This window comes from Actinomadura rugatobispora (assembly GCF_055379765.1).
Map to the genome: position 1 here is coordinate 11,172,723 of NZ_AP029191.1, position 19,849 is coordinate 11,192,571.

Below are 19,849 nucleotides of genomic sequence, written 5' to 3' on the forward strand. Positions count from 1 at the left end.
TGTCCGGGCGGGACGTCAGGGGGCGGTGAAGGTGCAGGGCAGCCGCTTGTAGCCGTTGATGAAGCTGGACAGCAGCCGGTCGGGCTCGCCGTCGGCGCGCAGGTCGGGCAGCCGGGTGAACAGTTCCCGGAACATCACGGTGATCTCGCGGCGGGCGAGGTTGGCGCCCAGGCAGAAGTGGGGGCCGGGCCCGCCGAACCCGACGTGGGGGTTGGGCGAGCGGGTGATGTCGAAGGCGTCGGGGTCCTTGAACACGCTCTCGTCGCGGTTGGCGGAGTTGTAGAACAGCATCACCTTGTCGCCCTGGCGGAAGGTGTGGCCGTTCATCTCGTGGTCGCGGGTGAGGTTGCGGCGGAAGCAGATGACGGGGGTGGAGAGCCGGACGATCTCCTCGACGGCGCCGCCGACGCGGCCGTCGAAGTCCTCCAGGAGCAGTTCGCGCTGGCGGGGGTTGTCGGTGAACAGCTTGAGGCCGTGCGCGATGGCGGTGCGGGTGGTCTCGTTCCCGGCCACCACCAGCAGCAGGAAGAAGGTGCCGAACTCCTGCGCGCTGAGCTTCTCGCCGTCGACGTTCGCGTTGACCAGGGCGGAGGTGAGGTCGCCGGTGGGGGCGCCGACGCGTTCGCGGCCCAGTCGTGCGGCCAGGCGGTGCAGCTCGCGGCTGGCCAGGGCGACCTTGGCCAGGCCCAGCCCGGTGCGCAGGCGGCCCATGTCGGGGGTGATGCCGGTGTACTCGGGGTCGGAGTTGCCCAGCACGATGTTGGTCAGCCGCAGCACCCGCGGGTAGAGCTCGTCGGGGATGCCGAGCATGTCGCAGATGATCTCGACGGGCAGCCGGACGGCGACCTCGGCCACGAAGTCGCCGGGGCCGGAGGCGATCAGCTCGTCCACGATCCGGGTGGCGCGGGCCTGCACGTCGTCCTCGGTCCGGGCCAGCATCTTGGGGCTGAACGCGCGCGAGACGATGCGGCGGATCTTGGCGTGCCGCGGGTCGTCCATGTTGATCATCGAGTCGACGTAGCGCTGCAGCCAGCCGGGGGCGTCGATGACGCTGGTGGCGTTGGGCTCGCTGCTGAAGATCTGCGGGCTGCGGCTGGCCTCCAGCACGTCGGCGTGCCGGACCAGGGCCCAGTAGCCGGGGCCGCGCTTGGCGAACGGCACCGGCGGGTCGGGGTAGAAGCGGGGGGCGCCCTCGGCGCGCAGCCGGGCGAAGGCGTCGGCGCGCTCGTCCAGGGGGCGGCTCCAGAACCGCAGGTCGCTCAGGTCGAGGTCGTCCGTGGTCGTGTTCGTCCGCTGGCTGGTCACCGCCGCGTCACCTTCCGTCGTCCCTACGCACCCATAGCTTGGATAAGTGCCCGGTTACGGTCAATGGCGCGGCGGATCCTGTGAGCCAGCACACACCTCGCCCGGCCGGCGCGGTGTCAGGCGTCGGTGGCCTGTCCGGCGCCCTCCCCGGGGGCGGTCCGGGCGTCGCGGCGGCGCTCCTCCTCCTGCTCCTGGACCTTGGACATGATCGCCTGGGTGGTGGCGCCGATGAAGGTCTCGCGGTTGGCGGCGGCCCAGTCGCGGCTGGCGGCCAGGGGGTCGGCCGAGCCCTGGAAGAGCGGGGCGACGTAGCGGGCGAACAGCTCGTAGGAGTGGCGGGTGCGTTCGGTGTCGGCCCAGTCGTGGGCCATGAGCAGGTAGGTGCCGAACCCGCCGGACTGCTCGGCCAGGCGGCGGATCTGCGCGATCGCGTCGTCGGGGGTGCCGATCACGCCCATCCCGGTGGCGTTGACGGCCTCCACCAGCGCGGCGGGGTCGTCGGCGTCGGGGGCGATGGGCAGCGCGGCGACCTTCTGGAAGTAGGCGACCCAGTCGGCCAGGCCGAAGGCCACGTCGCGGGCGGCCTGCTCGCGGGTCTCGGCCAGGTGCATGGGGCCGACCAGGCGCCAGTCGCGGCGTTCGGCGGTGTTGCCGTACTTGGCGGCGCGTTCCCGCATCACGCCCCAGTGGTAGCCGAGGGCGTCGAACCCGGCGGTCTGGGTGGCGCCCAGCGACAGCAGGCCGCAGCCGTGGCGGCCGGCGGCGCGCGGGCCCGAGGGTGAGACCATCGCGGCGACCGCGACCTCCAGGTCGCCGCCGTAGGGGCGCAGCTGGAGGCGGGCGTCGCGCAGCTCGAACCAGTCGGTCTTGCGGGTGACGGGTTCGGTGCCGCGCAGCAGCGCCAGGATCGCCTCCAGGGCCTCCTCCATCATGTCGCGCTGGCGGGCGACCTCGATGCCCATCATGTACGCGTCGGAGGGCAGCGCGCCGGGGCCGACGCCGAGCATCACCCGTCCGCGGGTGAGGTGGGACAGCAGCACCATGCGGTCGGCCAGCATGAGCGGCTGGTGGTAGGGCAGGGAGGAGACGCCGGTGCCCAGCCGCAGGTGGCGGGTGCGTTCGGCGGCGACGGCGATGAACACCTCGGGCGAGGCGATGATCTCGTGGCCGGCGGAGTGGTGCTCGCCGATCCAGGCCTCGTCGAAGCCGAGCCGGTCCAGGTGGACCAGCAGGTCCAGGTCGCGTTCGAGGGCGAGGGTGGGGTTCTGGCCGCAGGGGTGGAAGGGGGCGAGGAAGACGCCGAAGCGCCGCGGGCCGCCGGGGGTGGAGGTGCTCATCGGGACCCCTTGTCCTGGAGGGAACATCGGACTAGAACACGTTCTAGTCCGTCCCTATCACAGGATCCCGTCGGCGGCCCGCCGACGGCGGCGGGCGGTGGATGTTCGGGGGCGGGTCAGGCGGCGGGGTGCGGGCCGGTGCGGGTGAGCGGGAGCGTCCCGTCCAGGTAGGCCCTGCGGCAGGCGGTGCGGGAGACCTTGCCGCTGCTGGTGCGGGGCAGCCCGCCCGGCTCGATGAGGACCAGTTCGTGGACGCGCACGTCGTGGTGGTGCTTGACGGCGGCGCGGACGGCGTCGGTGACCTCGCGGGGGTCGAGGCGGCGGACGGGGACGCGGCGGTTGCGTTCGGCGACCACGACCAGGTTCTCGGTGTCGCGGCCGGCGACGGCGAACGCGGCGGCGTATTCGCGGCGCACGCCCTCGTGGGCGTTGTAGGCGGTGTGCTCGATGTCGTGCGGGTAGTGGTTGCGGCCGTCGATGATGACCAGGTCCTTGATGCGCCCGGTGACGTACAGCTCGCCCTCGTACCAGACGCCCAGGTCGCCGGTGCGCAGCCAGGGGCGTTCGGGCAGGCCGCCGCGGTCGCCGGCCAGGACGGCCTGGAAGGTCTCGGCGGTGGCCTCGGGGCGGCCCCAGTAGCCGGCGGTGATGTTGGGCCCGTGCACCCAGATCTCGCCGACCCGCCCGTCGGGCCGGCGTTCGCCGGTGGCGGGGTCGGCGATGGCGACGTACTGGCCGTAGGGGTGCCGCAGCCGGCCATGACCGAGGCGCGTTCGCCGTCGCGGTCGCAGGGCCGCAGGACGCCGCGGTTGAGGGCGTCGCGGTCGAAGGCCCTGACGGTGGGCGGGCGGTAGCGGGAGGAAGAGGACACGTACACCGTCGCCTCGGCCAGCCCGTAGGCGGGCACCTGGACCTCGGGGCGCAGTCCGTGGTCGCGGTAGGCGTCCAGGAAGCGGGTGAGGGTGCCTTCGCGGATGGTCTCGGCGCCGTTCATGAAGACCTGGACGCCGCTGAGGTCGAGGGCGGCCTTCTCCTCGTCCTCGACCTTGGTGGCCAGGTACTCGTAGGCGAAGTTGGGGGCGCAGGTGAAGGCGTGGCTCTGCTCGCTGAGCAGTTCCAGCCACGTACTGCAGGTAGGCCAGGTCGTCGGGGGCGATGGGCTCGGGTTCGAAGCTGAGGGAGCGGTCGACCTCGTCGACGTTGAGGACGGCTTTGGGGCGGGGCAGGGTGGTGCCGTCGAAGAAGGCCTCCACGTGCGGGAGGGCCTCGGTGGTGGTGAGGACGCACTCGGGTTCGGCGTCGCCGTAGACGGCGGTGAGGCGGTCGGCGTGGCCGGGCAGGTCCGGGGAGAACAGCGGCACGGCGATGACGCGGGCGTACATGGCGCCGAGGAAGGCGATGACGTAGTCGAGGTTCTGCGGGGCGAGGATGGCGGCGCGCCGCCCGGCGTGGGTGGTGCGGCGGAGGGCGGCGGCGACGGCGCGGGAGCGGGCGTCAAGTTCGGCCCAGGTGATGTCGACGTGGACGCCTTCGACGTCGCCGCTGTAGTCGACGTAGGTGTAGGCGCGGTCGTCGGGGTACTGCCGGGCCCAGCGTGCCAACCGCTGGACGAGCGGGGTGCGGTCCAGGTCGGGCAGCGGTCCGGGGGCTTGGGCTGGGGCCGGGCTGGTCATGGGGTGGTCGCTCCTGGTGGGGTGGTCAGGGGGCGAGGCGGCGGGCGGCGAGCCGTTGGTCGTCGGGCCAGCGCACGTCCCACACCCAGCCGAGCTTCTCCAGCAGCCAGATGACGCGGGCGCTGATGTCGATCTGCCCCTTGAGGACGCCGTGCCGTGCGCAGGTGGGGTCGGCGTGGTGCAGGTTGTGCCAGGACTCCCCGAAGGAGGGGAGGGCCAGCCACCACACGTTGCGGGACCGGTCGCGGGTCCTGAAGTGCCGCTTGCCGAAGACGTGGCAGATGGAGTTGATGGAGAAGGTGATGTGGTCGCCGGCGAACACGCGCAGCAGCCCGGCCCAGAACAGGGCGGTGACGGCGCCGTGCCAGGACCAGGTGAGCAGCGCGCCCAGCCCCATGGGGATCAGCACGGTGGAGGCGGCGATGAGGACGTAGACGTCGTTGCGGCCCATGAACCGCAGGTCCCTGTCGGCCAGCAGGTCGGGGGCGTACTTGCTGCGTGAGGTGCGGTGCTTGCGGAACAGCCAGCCCATGTGGGCGTGGTAGAGGCCTTGGGTGAGGCCCCGGACGCCGGGGCCGTGGGCCCAGGGCGAGTGGGGGTCGCCCTCCTGGTCGGCGTACTTGTGGTGGCGGCGGTGGTCGGCGACCCAGAAGATGACCGAGCCCTGCCAGGCCTGCCCTCCCAGGACGGCCAGCGCGATGCGCAGCCACCGCTTGGCCTTGAAGCCGCCGTGGGTGAAGTGGCGGTGGTAGCCGATGGTGACGCCCAGGGCGTTGAAGGGGTAGAGGAGGGCGAAGATGGCCACGTCCGTCCAGCCCAGTCCCCAGCCCCAGAAGAACGGGACGGCCGCGAGCACCCCCAAGATCGGGGCGACCACGAAGACCACGACGCTGATCCGCTCGATGAGCGGGACGGGTTTGGGTGAGATGTCGGGTTGCGGGGCTCGGGTGCCCGCATCGGCGACGCCCGCCGTCACGGAAGGCTCCTTCGCAGGTCGGGCACGGTTGGATGGGGACGACCGTACGACCGCGTCGGCGGGCGGGGCTTCTCTGTGACCTCAACTGTTGCGCGGCCCGTTGTGCGGGTGATTGACAAGAACGCCGAGGGGCCGTGCGGGAGCCCGTGGTCAGGGCGGCGCGAGGGGAGAGGGCGGGCGGGACGGGCGGCCGGCGCTTCGTCAGGTTCGGTTCGTGTTCGAGCACGATGCGACTGATCTGGTATCAGGTGTGATCCTGACGCGCCCGGCACAGTTCCCGCGCAGTCCGATTGAAGTGGTCCGGCGGCCGCCGGGGCAACCCCTTTTCCCAGTTGTTCAGGTGACGGGGGGCCTTCGGGTGGCGCGTTCCAGGTGGGAGGCTTCAGGTGGCGAACAGGGAGGCGTACACGGCGCGGGCGCCGTCGGTGACGATCTGCCCAGCCAGGTGCGCGCCGGTGACGGTCGACAGCCTCAGGTCCAGGTACCGCTCCTCTTCGAGGGTGGTGACCGGGCCGGTGGGGGTGGCGGCGAGCCAGTCGGCGATCTCGGCGATGCGGGTGGCGCGGTCGTGGTCGAGGGCGGCGCGCAGCTCGCCCAGGTCGCGGGCGTCGAACGGCTCGGGCTCGGGTCCGTGTCCGGAGGCGTCGGCGCTTGCGGGGTGGTGTGCGCCGGGGGTGGCGTACCAGGCGGCGACGCCGTAGGCGAAGGAGACCAGGGGCGTCCAGATCTCGGCGAAGTAGCGGGGGTCGGGGGCCAGTTCGAGGCCGGCGAAGCGGCCGTCGAGGAAGAACAGCGCGCCCAGCTGGCCGGGCTGCAGTTCCAGGCGGCTCTGGTACTGGGTGAGGACGGCGCGGCGGCGGGAGAGGATCTGCTCGAGGTGGCCGCGGCGGGGCAGGCCGTAGCGGCGGTTGAGGGCGGCGATGTCGTTCCAGAGCTTGGCGTGGTCGCGGGCGCCGCGCAGTTCCAGGGCGCGGGCGCGCAGTTCCAGGGGCAGGATGAAGAACCACTGGTCGCGTTCGGCGAGGTAGCCGCCCTGGCTCTCCTGGACGCAGCAGGCGTCCTCGAACATCAGCGTCTGCCCGGCGGCCAGGAACGCCGAGCGGCACAGCGCGTGGTTCTGTGCGGCGTCCTGGACGTGGCCCATGTGCAGTGGCACGATCGCCACGCCCTGCGGTGCGCCGTTGCGCAGTTCGACGCTCCCGTACCCGGCGACGCGGGTGAGTTTGAGGCCGGTGCGGGGCGGGACGATGCCGGGGTAGGCGGGGCCGCTGATGGGGACCATGGTGAGCGCGCCGGCGCGCTGGGGTGTGCCCAGGCGGTGCCCGGCCAGGCTGAGCGGGCCCGGCACGAGGGTGTCGAGCGTGGTGAGGTCGCTCATCGGCGAGGGTCCTCCTCGTGTGGTCGGGCACGGTCCGGGCGGGGGCGCGGTCTCGGGTGCGCGTGTCGGGTGCGGGGCGTTCAGGCGGCGCGGGCCAGGTCGGTGGCCCGGCGGTCGAGCAGGTCCAGGCGGGCGTGCAGGGTGTCGCGCAGCCAGGGTTCGCCTGCCTCGCAGTGCCCGAACATCCAGGGCAGGAGTTCGGCGAAGTCGTCCTGGTGCCAGAATCCGCGCTGGGGCAGTGCCGGGGCCGGGCGGCGCAGCGTCAGGTCGTCGCTGCCGGTGAACAGGGCGTGGCAGAACACCACGGGGGTGGTGATGCCGGCGCGCGGCAGGGTGGCCACGACGCGGGCCAGGTCGCCGGGGAAGAGGTTCTCGTAGCCGTCGGAGACGACGGCGACCAGGTCGGGGCCGGTGGACAGGGCGTCCAGGACGCCCATGGCCAGGTCGGTGGCGCCGCGCGGGGTGCGTTCGTCGCCGCCGACCTCGACGACCTCCAGGCGGGCGCACACCTGCGACAGCACCATGCGCAGCGCGGCGGCCTGGGACAGGATCGCCCATTCGCGGTCGCCGTGGCCGCGCATGGAGGCCGAGGCGTCCAGGACCAGGGCGAGGGTGCCCTCGAAGCGGGGGAAGGTGGCGGCGACCGCGCCGATCTGGCCGCCCAGCGCCACGTACAGGTCCTCGGCGGGGCCGCCGCGGTAGAGGTGGACGAGGGTGGCGGCGATGTCGCCGCGGTTGGTGGGGGTGACGGTCTGGGGGCGTTCGCGGACGGCGTCGATGTACAGGTCCTCGGCGGGGCCGCCGCGGTAGAGGTGGACGAGGGTGGCGGCGATGTCGCCGCGGTTGGTGGGGGTGACGGTCTGGGGGCGTTCGCGGACGGCGTCGATCGCCAGCGGCGGCTGGTGCGGGTCGTACCGGTCGTGCGCGCCGTGCGGGCCGTGTGGTTCGTGCGGGCCGTGGATGCCGCGGGTGGCCGCGAGCCCGGCCGCCGCGGCCTGGTAGAGGGCGCCGACGCGGGGAAGGGCGGCGCGGGGTGCGGTGAGGAAGCGCAGCAGGCGGCGCTGGAGGTAGTCCGAGCCGGTGTCGCCCTCGGCGATGCGGCGGGCGCAGCCGCGGGCGGTGGCCTTGCCGAGGGCGTGCTCGAAGCAGTCGAGCAGGGCGGGGCGGCGGGCGGCGATGAGGGCGTCGGCGTGGGGGTGTTCCAGGACGAACCGCAGCGCGGCGCGGGTGGTGTGCTTGTGGTTGGCGCGCAGCCGCCGCAGCGCGAGCAGGACGGTGATGACGTGCGCGGGAGGCAGCGCGAGGGTCAGCACGCGGGCGGTCTTGGCCAGGGTGGCGCGGGTGGCGTCGTCCAGTCCGGCCTGGGAGGCGGCCAGGATCTGCAGCAGCACCCGGGCGCGCTGCCAGGAGCCGACTCCGGGGGCCAGGCCCAGCAGCGCGTAGCCCTCGGGGTCGTCGGTGTAGGCGGCGCGGTGGAAGTCGGCGTCGTCCCAGCACAGGGTGCCGCCCCGGGGCAGCGCGAGGGGCGGGGTGCGCGTTTCCAGATGGGTGAGGAGCGTGGGGGTGTCCATGATTGTTTCGCCTCCGCAATCATGGAGTCTAGGAATCTCCGCGAGTGCCCCGACACTCATTTTCCGGCGGGCGCGCTCCCATCGCCGCCGGGCGCGGCGGGCGCGGCGGGCGCGGGGGGTTTGACGGCGTAGCGGCCGATGCCGTCCTCCAGCAGGCCGTAGACGCGCTCGACGGCGGCGTAGACGTCGGCGCGCATCTCCTCCAGGGACTCCCCCGCCAGCTTGCGCTGGACGATCTCGCCGCTGAGCACCTGCTGGGCGGAGAAGATCATGGCGGCGGCGATGCGGGGGCCGAGGTCGTCGGGTCCGGCGCCGGTGTCCTCGGCGAGCGCGGCGGCCAGCTCGTCCTGGGCGCGCTGGCCGATCTCGCGCTGGCGCGCGGTGAGCGCGGGGCTGTCCATGACGGTCTTGGTCCAGGTCTCGGCGCCCTCGTGGAAGGAGGTCTGCGGGGCGTGCTCGTCCAGGCCCCGCAGGAACTCGCGGTGGAAGGCCGCCACGGCCGATTCGCCCGGGCGGCGGTCGCGGAAGGCGCGGGCGGCCTGGCCGACGATCTCGTCCTGGCGGTCGAAGAACAGGTCCTCCTTGGTCTTGAAGTAGTTGAAGACGGTGTTGACCGACACGTCGGCGGCGCGGGCGACGTCGGCGATGGTGACGTTGTCGAAGCCGCGCGCGAGGAACAGCCCGGTGGCGATGTCGGACAGCCGCCGCCGCGTCTCCAGCTTCTTGCGCTCGCGCAGGCCCATCCGTTCGGTCATGGGAACGATCCTAACGTCCCCTGGTGTCGCTTAAATTTTGGTGTCACTTAAAAATTTGGGTTACTCTAACTTCCGATTCGAGGAGGCGACTGTGATCGAGGCACACGGGCTGGCCCGCACCTTCGGCACCCGCGGCGGGCCGGTCGAGGCGGTGCGGTGCGTCGACCTGGCCGTCGCGCCGGGCGAGATCGTGGGGTTCCTGGGCCCCAACGGCGCGGGCAAGAGCACCACGCTGCGCATGCTCACCACGCTGCTGGCGCCGACGGCGGGCACGGCGCGGGTGGCGGGGCGCGACCTGCGCTCCGATCCGGCCGGCGTGCGGCGCCGCATCGGCTACGTCGGGCAGGCCGGGGGCACCGATCCGGGCGTCCCGGCCGGTGAGGAGCTGCGGCTGCAGGCCGACCTGTACGGGGTGGCGGGGGCGCGCGGGGCGGGCGGGCGGATCGCCGAGCTGTGCGCCCGCCTGGACCTGGAGGGGCTGCAGGAGCGCCCGTCGGGGTCGCTGTCGGGCGGGCAGCGCCGCCGGCTGGACATCGCGCTGGGACTGGTGCACCGTCCGCCGCTGGTGTTCCTGGACGAGCCCGCCACGGGCCTGGACCCGCACAGCCGCGGCAACCTGTGGGAGCACATCGCGCGGCTGCGCGACCAGGACGGCACCACCGTCTTCCTGACCACGCACTATCTGGAGGAGGCGGACGCGCTGTGCGACCGCGTCCTCATCATCGACCGGGGGCGGATCGTGGCCGAGGGGACGCCGTCGGAGCTGAAGCGGCGCGTGTCGGGTGACGTGGTCACCCTCGAGCCGGCGGGCGGCGAGGCCGCGGCCGGCCGGGCCCGCGAGGTGCTGTCCGGGCGGCCCGGCGTGCGGGAGGCGCGGGCGGCGGGCCCGGTGGTCCGGCTGAGGGTGGAGGACGGCGACAGGGCGCTGGTGGAGCTGGTGCGGGCGCTGGACGCGGCGGGGATCGAGCTGGCCTCGGTGCGCCTGGCGCGTCCCTCGCTCGACGATGTCTTCCTCACCGTCACGGGCCGCTCGCTGCGCGATGAGCCCGCCGCCTGACCGTCCCCGGCCCTGCCCTCATCCCCTCGTCCCCTTCGTCCTCTGGGAGGTCCTCCGTGCGCACCGTGCGCGACTCGTACCTGATCTTCGGCCGGTATCTGCGGCAGACGCTGCGCAGCAAGGTCGTGGTCGTCTTCGGGGTGCTGCAGCCGCTGCTGTACCTGGTGCTGTTCGGGCCGTTGCTGACTCCGTTGACGGGGGTGCGCGGTTTCGGCGGCGATCCGTGGCGGGTGCTGGTGCCGGGCATCCTGGTCCAGCTGGCGCTGTTCGGCGCGGGCTTCGCCGGGTTCGGGCTCATCGCCGACCTGCGTTCGGGGGTGGTGGAGCGGCTGCGGGTGACCCCGGTCAGCCGGACGGCGCTGCTGCTGGGCCGGGTCATGCGCGACACGGTCGTGCTGGCGGTGCAGGCGGTGATGCTGCTGGCGGCCGGGCTCGCGCTGGGGCTGCGGGCGCCGGCGGCCGGGCTGCTGATCGGGCTGGCGTTCGTGGTGGGGCTGGCGCTGAGCGTCGCCTCGCTGTCGTACGTGCTGGCGATGGCGACGCGCAGCGAGGACGCCTTCGCGCCGCTGCTGTCGACGGTGACGCTCCCGCTGATGCTGCTGTCGGGGGTGCTGCTGCCGATGACGATGGCGCCGGGGTGGCTGGAGGCGGTGTCGCGGCTGACGCCGTTCCGGTACGTGGTGGACGCGGTGCGGGCGGCGTTCGGCGGCGACTACGCGGGTGCGGCGGTGCTGCGGGGGGCGGCGGTGACGGTGGCGCTGCTGGCGGTGTCGGTCGCGCTGGGCGCGCGCCGCTTCCGCCGCGAGAACGCCTGAGGGCCCCGGGTCGGCTCGCGTCCCCAGGCCGGAGGCGTCCGTCCAGGCCCCCCGGCCCTGACCGCCCGGACCGCCCGGGCTCTTGGGCTCGCGGCGGTGCGGCGCCGGGGTCAGCGGGCGTTGAGGGCGGGCGCGGGGGTCTCGGGTGAGGCGACGGCCGGGGTGCGGTCGATGACGGCGCGCTGGGCGATGAACGCCCCGGCCAGCACCACCACCCCGCCCACGGTCTGCACGGGCGTGAGCCGTTCGCCGAGCGCGGCCCAGGCGATGAGGGTGGCCGCGACCGCCTCGGTGTAGCAGATGGCGCCGGCGACCTGGGCCGAGAGCCGCTGCACGCCCGCGACGCCGGTGAGGTAGGCGACGACGGTGCTGACCAGGATGATCCAGGCGGCCAGGACCCAGCCGGGCGCGGTGTGGCCGCCGACGGGGACGGCGGCCGGCAGCACCTCCCAGGGCAGCGTCCAGGGGACGGCCAGGAGGGTGAGGACGGCGGCGCCGACGACGCTGCCGACGGCGGTCATGGCCAGCGGGTCGACGTCGCCGGTGAGCCGGTCGATGATGAGGAAGTAGGCGGCCTGGCAGGCGGCGGCGCCCAGCCCGGCGGCCAGTCCGACGGCGTCCAGCCGCAGCCCGTCCCAGACCTGCACGACCAGGGCCAGCCCGGTGACGGCGACGGCGACGCCCAGCGCGGCGGTGCGGTGCACCGGGACGCGCCGCACCAGCCGCAGCCAGGCCAGCACCATCACCGGGCCGGTGAACTCCAGCAGGATCGCGATGCCGACCGGCAGCCGGGAGGCGGCGACGAAGTAGAGGGCCTGGCAGCCGGCCAGGCCGGTGACGCCGTAGAGCGCCAGCCGGGGCAGGTGCGGGCGCAGGGCGCGCAGGGCGCGCAGGGCGGCGGGGCCGCGCAGGAGCAGCACCAGCGGCACCAGCACCAGCGCGGCGCCGGCGACGCGCAGCCAGGTGGCCTGCAGGGGGCTCATGCCGGCGTTGATGAGGGCCTTGCCGAACGGTCCGGAGGCGCCGAAGCAGATCGAGGAGAGCACCGCGAACGCCAGCCCGGTGGTCCTGGTGCGCGCCGCCTGGTCCATGCCGGCCCCTTCCATGAAGTTAAGGAGCATCTTGGCATAACGCTCATTACAGGTCGATGGGCGGGCGGTTCCTCCCGGCTCGCGCACGCCTCCGGCCAAGGCACGGGCGGGTGCGGGTGGAATGCGGGCGTCCTTCAGCGGCCCTGGGGAACGTCCGCAAACCCCTGGGGCAGAGGGCGCGGAGGTCCCGCCGACCCGGCGCGGAAGGCGTTCGCGTGTTGCCGGATCGATGCGGGACCCGGGCCCGTGAAGGACTACCATTCGCCAGGTGAACTGGCAGGCGGCCGGGGCGGCACCCGGCGGAAGCGGGGGCGGGACGGCCGGTGACCTCTTCACCGCGGTGGAGGGCAACGTCCGGGAGCTGGTGGCCTCGGCGTGGTGGCGCACCGCCCCGCCGCAGCAGCGCGCCGAGCAGGTGGTCGCGCGGATGCTGTGGGGCTCCAGCGAGTGGTGGCTGTACGGGGCGTGGGGCCGCTGGTACCGCTGCGGCCTGGACGGCAACTGGCATCCCTGCCCTCCCCCTGCCGATCCGGCCGACCGCGCCGCCGTGGTGCCGGCGCCGCGTGGGGCGGGCACGCCGCCGGTGCCGCCGCAGATGTTCCCCACCGGTCCTGACCTGGCGGCGGGGCGGGTGGCCTCGCTGGGGTTCCTGGGCCCGGTGCCCGAGACGGCGGTGGTGGCGCGCATCCAGCAGGCGCTGACGACGGCGTGGGCGGTGAACCCGGCGCAGTTCGCCCAGCAGGACCCGATGTTCCAGCCCGGCACGCCCAGCACGGTGGCGGCGGCGTGGGGCGCGCTGCTGTGGTGCGCGGGGTCGCCGGTGGTGCTGATCGAGCATCCGCTGATCGAGTCGTTCATCCCGTTCCTGACCACGCCGGCCGAGCGGCTGCACTGGATGATGCCGCCCGACTTCAGCACGCTGGCGGGGTACTACATCAACCGGCTGCTGGCCGGCGACGGCGGCGGCGCGGCGCACATCGCGCGGGTGATGTACGAGGTCGCGGCGGGGCTGCAGGGCGACGCGCGGTTCCGGCCGGGCGCCGACGCGCTGGCGGCGGTGACGGCCTCGTCGCTGCGGTTGGTGCAGCAGGACATCGCCACCGCGCGCTACGGCCCTGCGGCGGTGCTGCAGGAGTGGCGGCGCCGCTGCCCGGCCGAGTACGCCACGCCGATGGTGCGCGACGCCGCGCCCGGCGAGTACCTGCGCCTGGCGCTGTACGACCTGCAGCAAATGGTGGCGGGGCTGACCGGGCCGCGGCAGGTGACCGGGGGCCGTCCGCACGACGAGGTGCGCCGGGCGGGGGTGGCGGTGCTGGCCGCCGACCTGCAGTCCGCGCCGAACGCGATGCCGGCGCTGCAGCGCTGGCTGGATCCCGACAGCGCGCGCACGCTGCAGGCGGTGCTGACCGACGCGTCCCATCCGCTGCGCGATCTGTGGCCGCGCGAGGGGCGGCTGCCGGAGGCGCTGCGCACCAGCGACGCCGACGCGCTGGCGGCGCTGCTGGCCACCACCTACACGCTGGGGCTGACCTGGTGCCGGCTGGCGCAGGTGCCGCCTCCGGCGACGGGGTTCGCGCTGCCGCAGGCGCTGGCGGCGGAGCTGACCAGCCCGGCGATGCACACGCCGCCCTCCACCGACGAGCTGAGCGCCTGGGACATCATCAAGGCGGCGCGGGCGCACCTGGCCTCCGAGCGGGAGACGCAGTCACCCCCGCCGGCCCAGCCGGACGCGCCGGTGGCCCCGGTCCCCGAGCCTCCGCCCCCGCCCCCGCCTGGGGCCGGGGTGCCCTCTCCCCCGCCGGCGGCCGCGCCGGCGCCGCCGCCGCAGGGCATGCTGGACGGCGGGGTGCCGGGGCAGGAGCAGGCGCCCGCACCGGGCGGTGTGCCCGGTGGCGTGCCGGGTGGCGCGCCCGTGCCCGGTGGCGGGCTGGGGCCGCTGGGGTCGGACGCGGCGCCGCCGCGGATCCCGCCGCCACCGCCGCCGCCTCTGCCCGGTGGCGCCGATCCCCACCAGCCCGCGCCTCCCGGTTCGCCCGGCCTGCCGGTGCCGCCGTCGCCGCCGGTGGTGCCTCCGGCCCCGCCCACGGCGCCGGTGTGGCCGTCGGCCGACGATCCGAGGGCGTCCGCGGCCGGCGGGGTTCCCCACCCGGCGGGCGAGCCGGTCTGGCCGTCCGATCCGTCCGTCACGCACATGGACCCTGATCCGCTGGCGACGCAGCTGGACCCGGCGGGCGCTTCGGGACGGCCCGTGTGGCCGAGCGCCGACGCTCCCGGGGCCGCGGGTGCGGTGCCGGGCGCGGGCGCGGTGGCCGAGCCATCGCTGCCGCCACCGCCGGCGCCGGTGCCCGAGCCGCCGCCGCCCGTCCCGGCCGCGCCCGATCCGGGGCCGAGCCCGCAGGTGGCCGAGGCGTACGGGATCCGGTTCCTGTGCGGCGGCGACGACATCGAGCGGGTGGTCACCGAGGTGCGGCGCCGCGGCAAGTGGGCGCAGCGGCTGCGCGGTCAGGAGGTGTCCAGCGCCTCGGTGCCGGCGCTGCTGCTGATCGGCGGCCCGTCCTCGGGGCAGCGCCGACTGGCCCGCATGGTGGCGCGGGCGCTGGCGGAGGTGGAGGTCTCCAGCGGCGAGGTGCGCGGCATGCACGCCGACGAGCTGCGCGAGCGGGGGCCCGACGGGCTGCGCGCGGCGCTGGACGAGCACGCCGGGCACGTGCTGCTGCTGGAGGGGCTGGAGACGCTGATCCTGGACCATCCGCAGGGCGCGGGGTTCGCCTCGGCGCTGTACCGGGCGCGGCTGGAGGGGGTCAGCGACACCGCGCTGCTGGGTACGTGCGAGCCCGAGCGGGTCGGGGAGCTGTCGGCGGCCTCGCCGGAGCTGGTGACCGACCTGCGGGCGGTGCGGCTGCCCGATCTGAGCGAGCCGCGGGTGCGGCGCGCGCTGCTGGACCTGCTGGCCGAGGAGCGGCGGCTGCGGCTGGACGCGGGCGCGTGGCGCGTGGTCGACCGTGATCTGGCGGTGCTGCGGCCGCTGGGGCGGCTGACCGGCGCGCGCCTGGTGGAGGCCTACCTGGACCGCGCCGCGACCCGTCATCTGGGACGTGCGGAGGCGACCCAGGCGATCGGGAACGCCGCGATGCTCTCGCTCACCGCCGAGGACTTCGAGGGCGTCGCCGCCGAACTGTCCTGACGCCGCGCCGCCGGTTCTTCGCGGTGCCGGTTCTTCCGGCACCGCGTTTTCCGGTGTCGCCTGGTTCCGGCGCGCCGGGCTGCCGGGCGTCCGCCGTCTCCGTGCTGACCTGCGCGAAGGCGGCGGAGGGCGCGGCGCGGCGCGCCCGCGCGATGGTCGCGGGGCGGTTGCGGGGCGGTGAGGTCAGGGTTGCCGGGGCCTGAAGAATGTCGGCGGCGCGGGTCACCATGGGGGCGTGAATCGCGTGGACCGGTTGCTCGCCCTCGTCGCCGAACTGCGCGCCGCCTCCCCCGAACCGCTGACGGCCGACGCGCTTGCCGACCGGCTGGAGGTCAGCGGGCGCACCGTCCGCCGTGATCTGGAGCTGCTGATCCACGGCGGGCTTCCGGTGCGGCTGGAGCGGGGCCGCGGCCATGTCCTGGAGGCCGGTGCGGCGGCGCCGCCGCTGTCGGAGGTGGCCTCGCTGATGGGGCCGGTGCACGACACCCTCGCCGAGGCGGTCCGCACGCGCCGGATCGTGCGGCTGGCCTACACCGACCAGTCGGGCAGCCGCAGTTTCCGTGACGTGGAGGCGCACGGGCTGGTGGTGGCGCCGTACGCGGAGTACCTGGTGGGGTGGTGCCGGATGCGGGACGGGCCGCGGATGTTCCGGCTGGACCGGATCGGCGCGGCCTACCTGTCGGGGCGTGCGGCGGGCATGCGGGATCTGGACGATCTGCTGGCGGCGCTGCGGGTGCCGGTGCCGCGGCCGCCGGCCGACGCGGCGCCGCGGGGTCCGGCGGGGGCGGCGCGGGCGCGGGCGTGGACGCTGGATCGGCTCGACCATGTGCGGGGCCGGTTGCGCGAGGCGACCGCGGAGGTGCGGGACGGGCAGGAGGGCGCGGCGGCGCTGCGCGGGGTGCTGGGTCATCTGGCCGAGTGGACGCGGTGGCAGGTGGCGGCGGTGCGGGCGTCGGCGACCGGCGGGGCGCGGGTGTACGAGGGGCGCCGTCCGCGGTTCCCGCCGGAGTTCGAGGGCGATCTGCCCTATGACGCGCGGGAGCGGATGATCCAGGACGCGATGGCGTTGCGGTCGCTGGGCGAGCTGGCGCGCGATCTGCGGGAGGTGCTGGAGGCGGCGGGGCACTGGTGCGCGGAGTCCGACGACGCGCTGTGGGAGGGGGAGTTCCCCGAGCCGCGTCCGTCGGGGGCGGCGGGCCCGGCGCGTCCGCTGGCGGATCTGCTGGCGGGGTGGCGGGGGCCGCTGGCCCATGTCGAGTGGCATCTGGACCGGCTGACCGATGAGCCGCCGTCGCTGCCGGTGGTGCAGGGCGATGACGAGGAGGTCTGGCTGACCGACCGGTGCCCGCTGCAGGTGTGAGCGGCATGTTCCTGCGGTCGTCCCGGAGGGCGTGTTCCCGCCCGCACAGCGCGGGGCGTCCCGCGCGGCGTCTCGCGGAGCCTGTGCGGTCTGGCGAGGCGCCTGCTGGGCCGTGAAGTGCGGGCGGGCCCGTCGTGCGGGGTGGGGTGCCGGCGGGGCCGGGGGGCGAGGTGGGCAGGGCGGCGGCTGGCCAGGGTCGGTCAGGGGTGGGGGTTTCAGGGGTCGGGGGTTCAGGGGGAGGCGAGGGGCGCGGTGCCGGCGGGCGGGATGTCGGCGGCGGCGGCGTGGCCGCGGCCGTTGACGGCGCGCAGGGCGCGGGAGAACCAGACGGTCTTGCCGCGGTTCTCGGGGCGGGTGCCGTAGGCGGTGGCCAGGGCGCCCACCAGGAGCAGGCCGCGGCCGTCCTCGGCCCACCGCAGCACGTCGGGTTCGCCGCCGGGGCCGGGCGGGGCGGGGGCGGCGGGGTTGTCGTCGCCGACCTCGGCGATCAGGTGGGCGCCGTTGAGGCGCAGCCGCAGCCGGACGGTGCCCTCCCCGTGCACGACCGCGTTGGTGACCAGTTCGTCGACCATGAGGACGATGTCGTCGCGGTCGTCCTGGTCGTTGACCTGCCATTCGCGCAGGGCCTGCCCGGTGAGGGCGCGCGCCGCGGCGGCGCTGCCCGCTTCGGCGGCCAGGTTCCAGCGGGCGACCCGCTGGTCCTGGCGCCCCCGTCCTTCGACTCCGAGTCCGTTCGCGCTCAATGCCCCGTCTCCTTACCTGTTCCCGTTCCCGCAGGTCAGCGCGGCTACCTGGGATGTTCCCGGCCAGCGTCGCGCGATAGGGCCGCGCTCGCAGATCTGGCCGGACCGGGAGTTCCCCGTGCCGGTGCGGGTGAGGGTGCTCGCACCCCGCCGCAACGGCTCTCCGCGGCCGGTGGGCGCGCCCGCGCGGGGCGGGCGTGCCCGGACCGGATCTGGAGCGGGGCCTTGCCTTTTCCCCGCGTCCATCACCAATCTGGACGCATCCCCCGGGAAGGTGGTGCACGGGCCCAGGCGGGACTCACTCCGGGGACAGGTGATCAGAGACACACGGCTAGATCGGGAATGCGCACCCCCTGGCACCCGTTATGGTGGTTGGTGTCGGTGTGGCATGTGTCCCCCGGGCTCTACCCTGTGCCTTCGAGGAATACCGCCGGACCGCGAGGTCCGGGCCGGAGCTTCGTTGTGCCTTTCGCCGTGAGGCGACCACCACACCGGCCTGAACGTTCGAGGCCCCGGCGAGATCTCGATCTCGCCGGGGCCTCGGCGTTCGCCGGGGGCCGCTCCGGGCTCCCGGCGCGGCGGGTCAGGTGATGGCGGTGGCGATCGCGGCGACGGTCGCGGCCAGGACGGCCAGGGCGATGCCGACGGCGGCGATGATCCGGATGCGGCGGCGCCGCCGGCGGGGCGGGGATGTGCCGAGTTCCGCGAAACGATGGGCCAGCCGCGGGTCGTCCTCGCTGAGTCGGACCTCGATCTGCGCGAGGATTCGCCGCTCCTCCATCGACAGCGCCATGCTCATACCTCCGGGGGCGTTTAACGTGACTGGTTCCTCCCCCGGCTTCAAGATCATTATCCCCCGGCGGCGGTAACCGTCGCGCCCCGTGCCGGGGCGCTCTCGTGGTGGAGCCGGTCCAGCGCGGTGACGTAGTAGGTGTAGGTTTTGCCGGCCTTGGCGCCGGGGTCGATGATGCCGCCGCCGCGCACGGCGGCCACGAGCGCGGCCGGGTCGACGGGCGCGCATCCGGGCTTGCCGCCCTCCATCCGGTAGACCGCGTAGGCGCGGGCGTCGCGCGAGGGGCGCCACTGCACGCGCACGCCCTTGCCGCCGCTCTCGGTGGTGGCGCGGACCTCCTGGACGGGTGCGGGGGCGCGTCCTCCCCGGACCTTGACCTGGGGCGGGACGGCGGGCCGCGCGTAGTGGTCGGCGCGCAGCCGCTGGGCGAAGCCGAGCTTGTCGCCGGCCAGGCTGGAGGCGCTGAAGTAGACGTCGCCGCGCACGGCCGGGTGGCTGCGGTTGAGGGTGAGGTGGCGGGACAGTTCGCCGGGCTTGCGCCAGGGGCCGGGCTCGCCGACCCGGTAGGCGGCCTGCCCGATGGTCAGCTCCACGTCGGTGCCCTCGACCTGCCTGGCCCACCAGTCGACCAGGCCGGCGTAGTCGGCGCGCGCGTCGCCCACGGCCCAGTACAGCTGGGGGGTGATGTAGTCGACCCACCCCTGCCTGATCCATTTGCGGGTGTCGGCGTACTGGGCGTCGTAGCTCTGCAGCGCCTTGGTGGGCGATCCGGCGGGGTCGGTGGTCTTGTTGCGCCACACGCCGAAGGGGCTGATGCCGAACCGCACCCACGGCTTGGCCTCGTGGATCTTCTCCGAGAGGCTCCGCACGAGGGTGTCGACGTTCTGGCGGCGCCAGTCGGCCTTGTTCATGCCGTTGCCGTAGGCCTTGTAGGCGGCCTGGTCGGGGTAGTCGGCGCCGCCCTCGGGATAGGGGTAGAAGTAGTCGTCGAAGTGGACGGCGTCGATGTCGTACTTGCGGACGACGTCCATGACGGCCTTGGTGGCCAGGTCGCGGACCTGCGGCAGGCCCGGGTCGTACCACAGGCCCTTGCCGTACTTGCGGACCCAGTCGGGGTGCTGGCGGGCGGGGCTGCCGGCGGCGAGCTTGTTCAGGTCGTCCTGGCGGCTGATGCGGTAGGGGTTGAACCAGGCGTGGAACTCCAGGTTGCGCTTGTGGGCCTCTTTGAGCATGAAGTCCAGCACGTCGTAGCCGGGGTCCTTGCCGGGGGTCCCGGTGATCCACTGCGACCAGGGCTCGTGCGGGGAGGGGTAGAAGGCGTCGGAGTTGGGGCGGATCTGCACGAACACGGCGTTGAGGTTCATCGCCTGGGCGGTGTCGAGCAGTTTGCGGAAGTCGGCCTGCTGGCGCTCGGTGCTCGCGCGGGCGGCGTCCTTGGGCCAGTCGATGCCGGCGACGGTGGCGATCCACATGCCGCGCAGCTGGCGGGAGCGGGAGTCGCCGGGCGGTTTGACCGCCGCGCATTCGGCCTTGGCGCCGGGCGGCACCGGCGCCCGTTCGCCTTCGCCGCTGGCGGACAGGCAGGCCGTCATCGTGCCCGCGGTGAACGCCGCGGCGGCGGTCTTGGTGAGGATCCCGGGTCGCCTTGTCATAGACGAGCCATTGTCACGCATCCGTTGCGGTGCTCGGGCCGGAACGCGCCGGGCGCACCGGTGATCGCACGTTCGGCCGGCCCGCCCGCGGTCCGGTCCGGGCCGCGTCCGGGCAGGTCGGCGGCCCACTCCCCCGATTTGCGATCATCGAACACCAGT

At 74.4% G+C, this 19,849-nt stretch carries 15 protein-coding genes; 4 read left to right on the forward strand and 11 right to left on the reverse strand.

Annotation, left to right across the window (positions count from 1 at the left end; translation table 11 throughout):
- Positions 1-15 precede the first annotated feature (15 nt).
- From ACZ466_RS50095 to ACZ466_RS50125, 7 genes are all read right to left on the reverse strand, one after another.
- Complete coding sequence (locus tag ACZ466_RS50095) at positions 16-1,305, reverse strand: cytochrome P450 (RefSeq protein ID WP_378281039.1); 1,290 nt, start codon at positions 1,303-1,305, stop codon at positions 16-18.
- 116 nt (positions 1,306-1,421) lie between these two features.
- Entirely contained in the window at positions 1,422-2,642 is a 1,221-nt protein-coding gene (locus ACZ466_RS50100; protein WP_378281040.1) for an LLM class flavin-dependent oxidoreductase, read from the reverse strand.
- A gap of 116 nt (positions 2,643-2,758) precedes the next feature.
- Positions 2,759-4,315, reverse strand: a complete 1,557-nt coding sequence (locus tag ACZ466_RS50105; protein WP_378281041.1) for an AMP-binding protein — start codon at positions 4,313-4,315, stop codon at positions 2,759-2,761.
- A 25-nt stretch (positions 4,316-4,340) separates the two neighbouring features.
- Positions 4,341-5,291 (reverse strand): acyl-CoA desaturase, encoded by a 951-nt coding sequence (locus ACZ466_RS50110; protein ID WP_378281042.1) that lies wholly within the window; start codon positions 5,289-5,291, stop codon positions 4,341-4,343.
- Positions 5,292-5,673: 382 nt separating this feature from the next.
- A complete protein-coding gene (locus tag ACZ466_RS50115) occupies positions 5,674-6,669 on the reverse strand; it encodes an ARPP-1 family domain-containing protein (RefSeq protein ID WP_378281043.1) in 996 nt (331 codons plus the stop codon).
- An 80-nt stretch (positions 6,670-6,749) separates the two neighbouring features.
- Positions 6,750-8,240: a vWA domain-containing protein gene (locus ACZ466_RS50120; protein ID WP_464042147.1), complete on the reverse strand. Its 1,491-nt coding sequence runs from the start codon at positions 8,238-8,240 to the stop codon at positions 6,750-6,752.
- Between the two features lie 56 nt (positions 8,241-8,296).
- Positions 8,297-8,995: a TetR/AcrR family transcriptional regulator gene (locus ACZ466_RS50125; RefSeq protein WP_378281045.1), complete on the reverse strand. Its 699-nt coding sequence runs from the start codon at positions 8,993-8,995 to the stop codon at positions 8,297-8,299.
- Positions 8,996-9,086: 91 nt separating this feature from the next.
- Here ACZ466_RS50125 and ACZ466_RS50130 point away from each other — a divergent pair, with 91 nt between their 5' ends.
- Both ACZ466_RS50130 and ACZ466_RS50135 read left to right on the forward strand, forming a co-directional pair.
- Positions 9,087-10,052 carry an ATP-binding cassette domain-containing protein gene (locus tag ACZ466_RS50130; protein WP_378281046.1) on the forward strand — a complete coding sequence of 322 codons (966 nt, stop codon included), beginning with the start codon at positions 9,087-9,089 and terminating at the stop codon, positions 10,050-10,052.
- 56 nt (positions 10,053-10,108) lie between these two features.
- A complete protein-coding gene (locus ACZ466_RS50135) occupies positions 10,109-10,867 on the forward strand; it encodes an ABC transporter permease (protein ID WP_378281047.1) in 759 nt (252 codons plus the stop codon).
- A 110-nt stretch (positions 10,868-10,977) separates the two neighbouring features.
- Here ACZ466_RS50135 and ACZ466_RS50140 read toward each other — a convergent pair whose 3' ends face one another.
- Positions 10,978-11,958, reverse strand: a complete 981-nt coding sequence (locus ACZ466_RS50140) for an EamA family transporter (RefSeq protein ID WP_378281048.1) — start codon at positions 11,956-11,958, stop codon at positions 10,978-10,980.
- 268 nt (positions 11,959-12,226) lie between these two features.
- On the opposite strand from ACZ466_RS50140, the gene ACZ466_RS50145 reads away from it, so the two are divergent.
- A complete protein-coding gene (locus tag ACZ466_RS50145; protein WP_464042150.1) occupies positions 12,227-15,142 on the forward strand; it encodes a hypothetical protein in 2,916 nt (971 codons plus the stop codon).
- A 235-nt stretch (positions 15,143-15,377) separates the two neighbouring features.
- Positions 15,378-16,502, forward strand: a complete 1,125-nt coding sequence (locus ACZ466_RS50150; protein ID WP_378281050.1) for a helix-turn-helix transcriptional regulator — start codon at positions 15,378-15,380, stop codon at positions 16,500-16,502.
- Positions 16,503-16,732: 230 nt separating this feature from the next.
- On the opposite strand, the gene ACZ466_RS50155 is transcribed toward ACZ466_RS50150, so the two are convergent.
- The 3 genes from ACZ466_RS50155 to ACZ466_RS50165 all read right to left on the reverse strand — a co-directional run bounded on the left by ACZ466_RS50155 (position 16,733) and on the right by ACZ466_RS50165 (position 19,690).
- Positions 16,733-17,245, reverse strand: a complete 513-nt coding sequence (locus ACZ466_RS50155; RefSeq protein ID WP_378281051.1) for an ATP-binding protein — start codon at positions 17,243-17,245, stop codon at positions 16,733-16,735.
- Between the two features lie 583 nt (positions 17,246-17,828).
- The gene (locus tag ACZ466_RS50160) at positions 17,829-18,038 is read right to left on the reverse strand and encodes a DUF3040 domain-containing protein (RefSeq protein ID WP_378281052.1); all 210 of its coding nucleotides are present in this window, start codon (positions 18,036-18,038) and stop codon (positions 17,829-17,831) included.
- 56 nt (positions 18,039-18,094) lie between these two features.
- Positions 18,095-19,690, reverse strand: coding sequence for a glycoside hydrolase family 10-like protein (locus ACZ466_RS50165; RefSeq protein WP_378281053.1), 1,596 nt, complete (start codon positions 19,688-19,690; stop codon positions 18,095-18,097).
- Positions 19,691-19,849 lie beyond the last annotated feature (159 nt).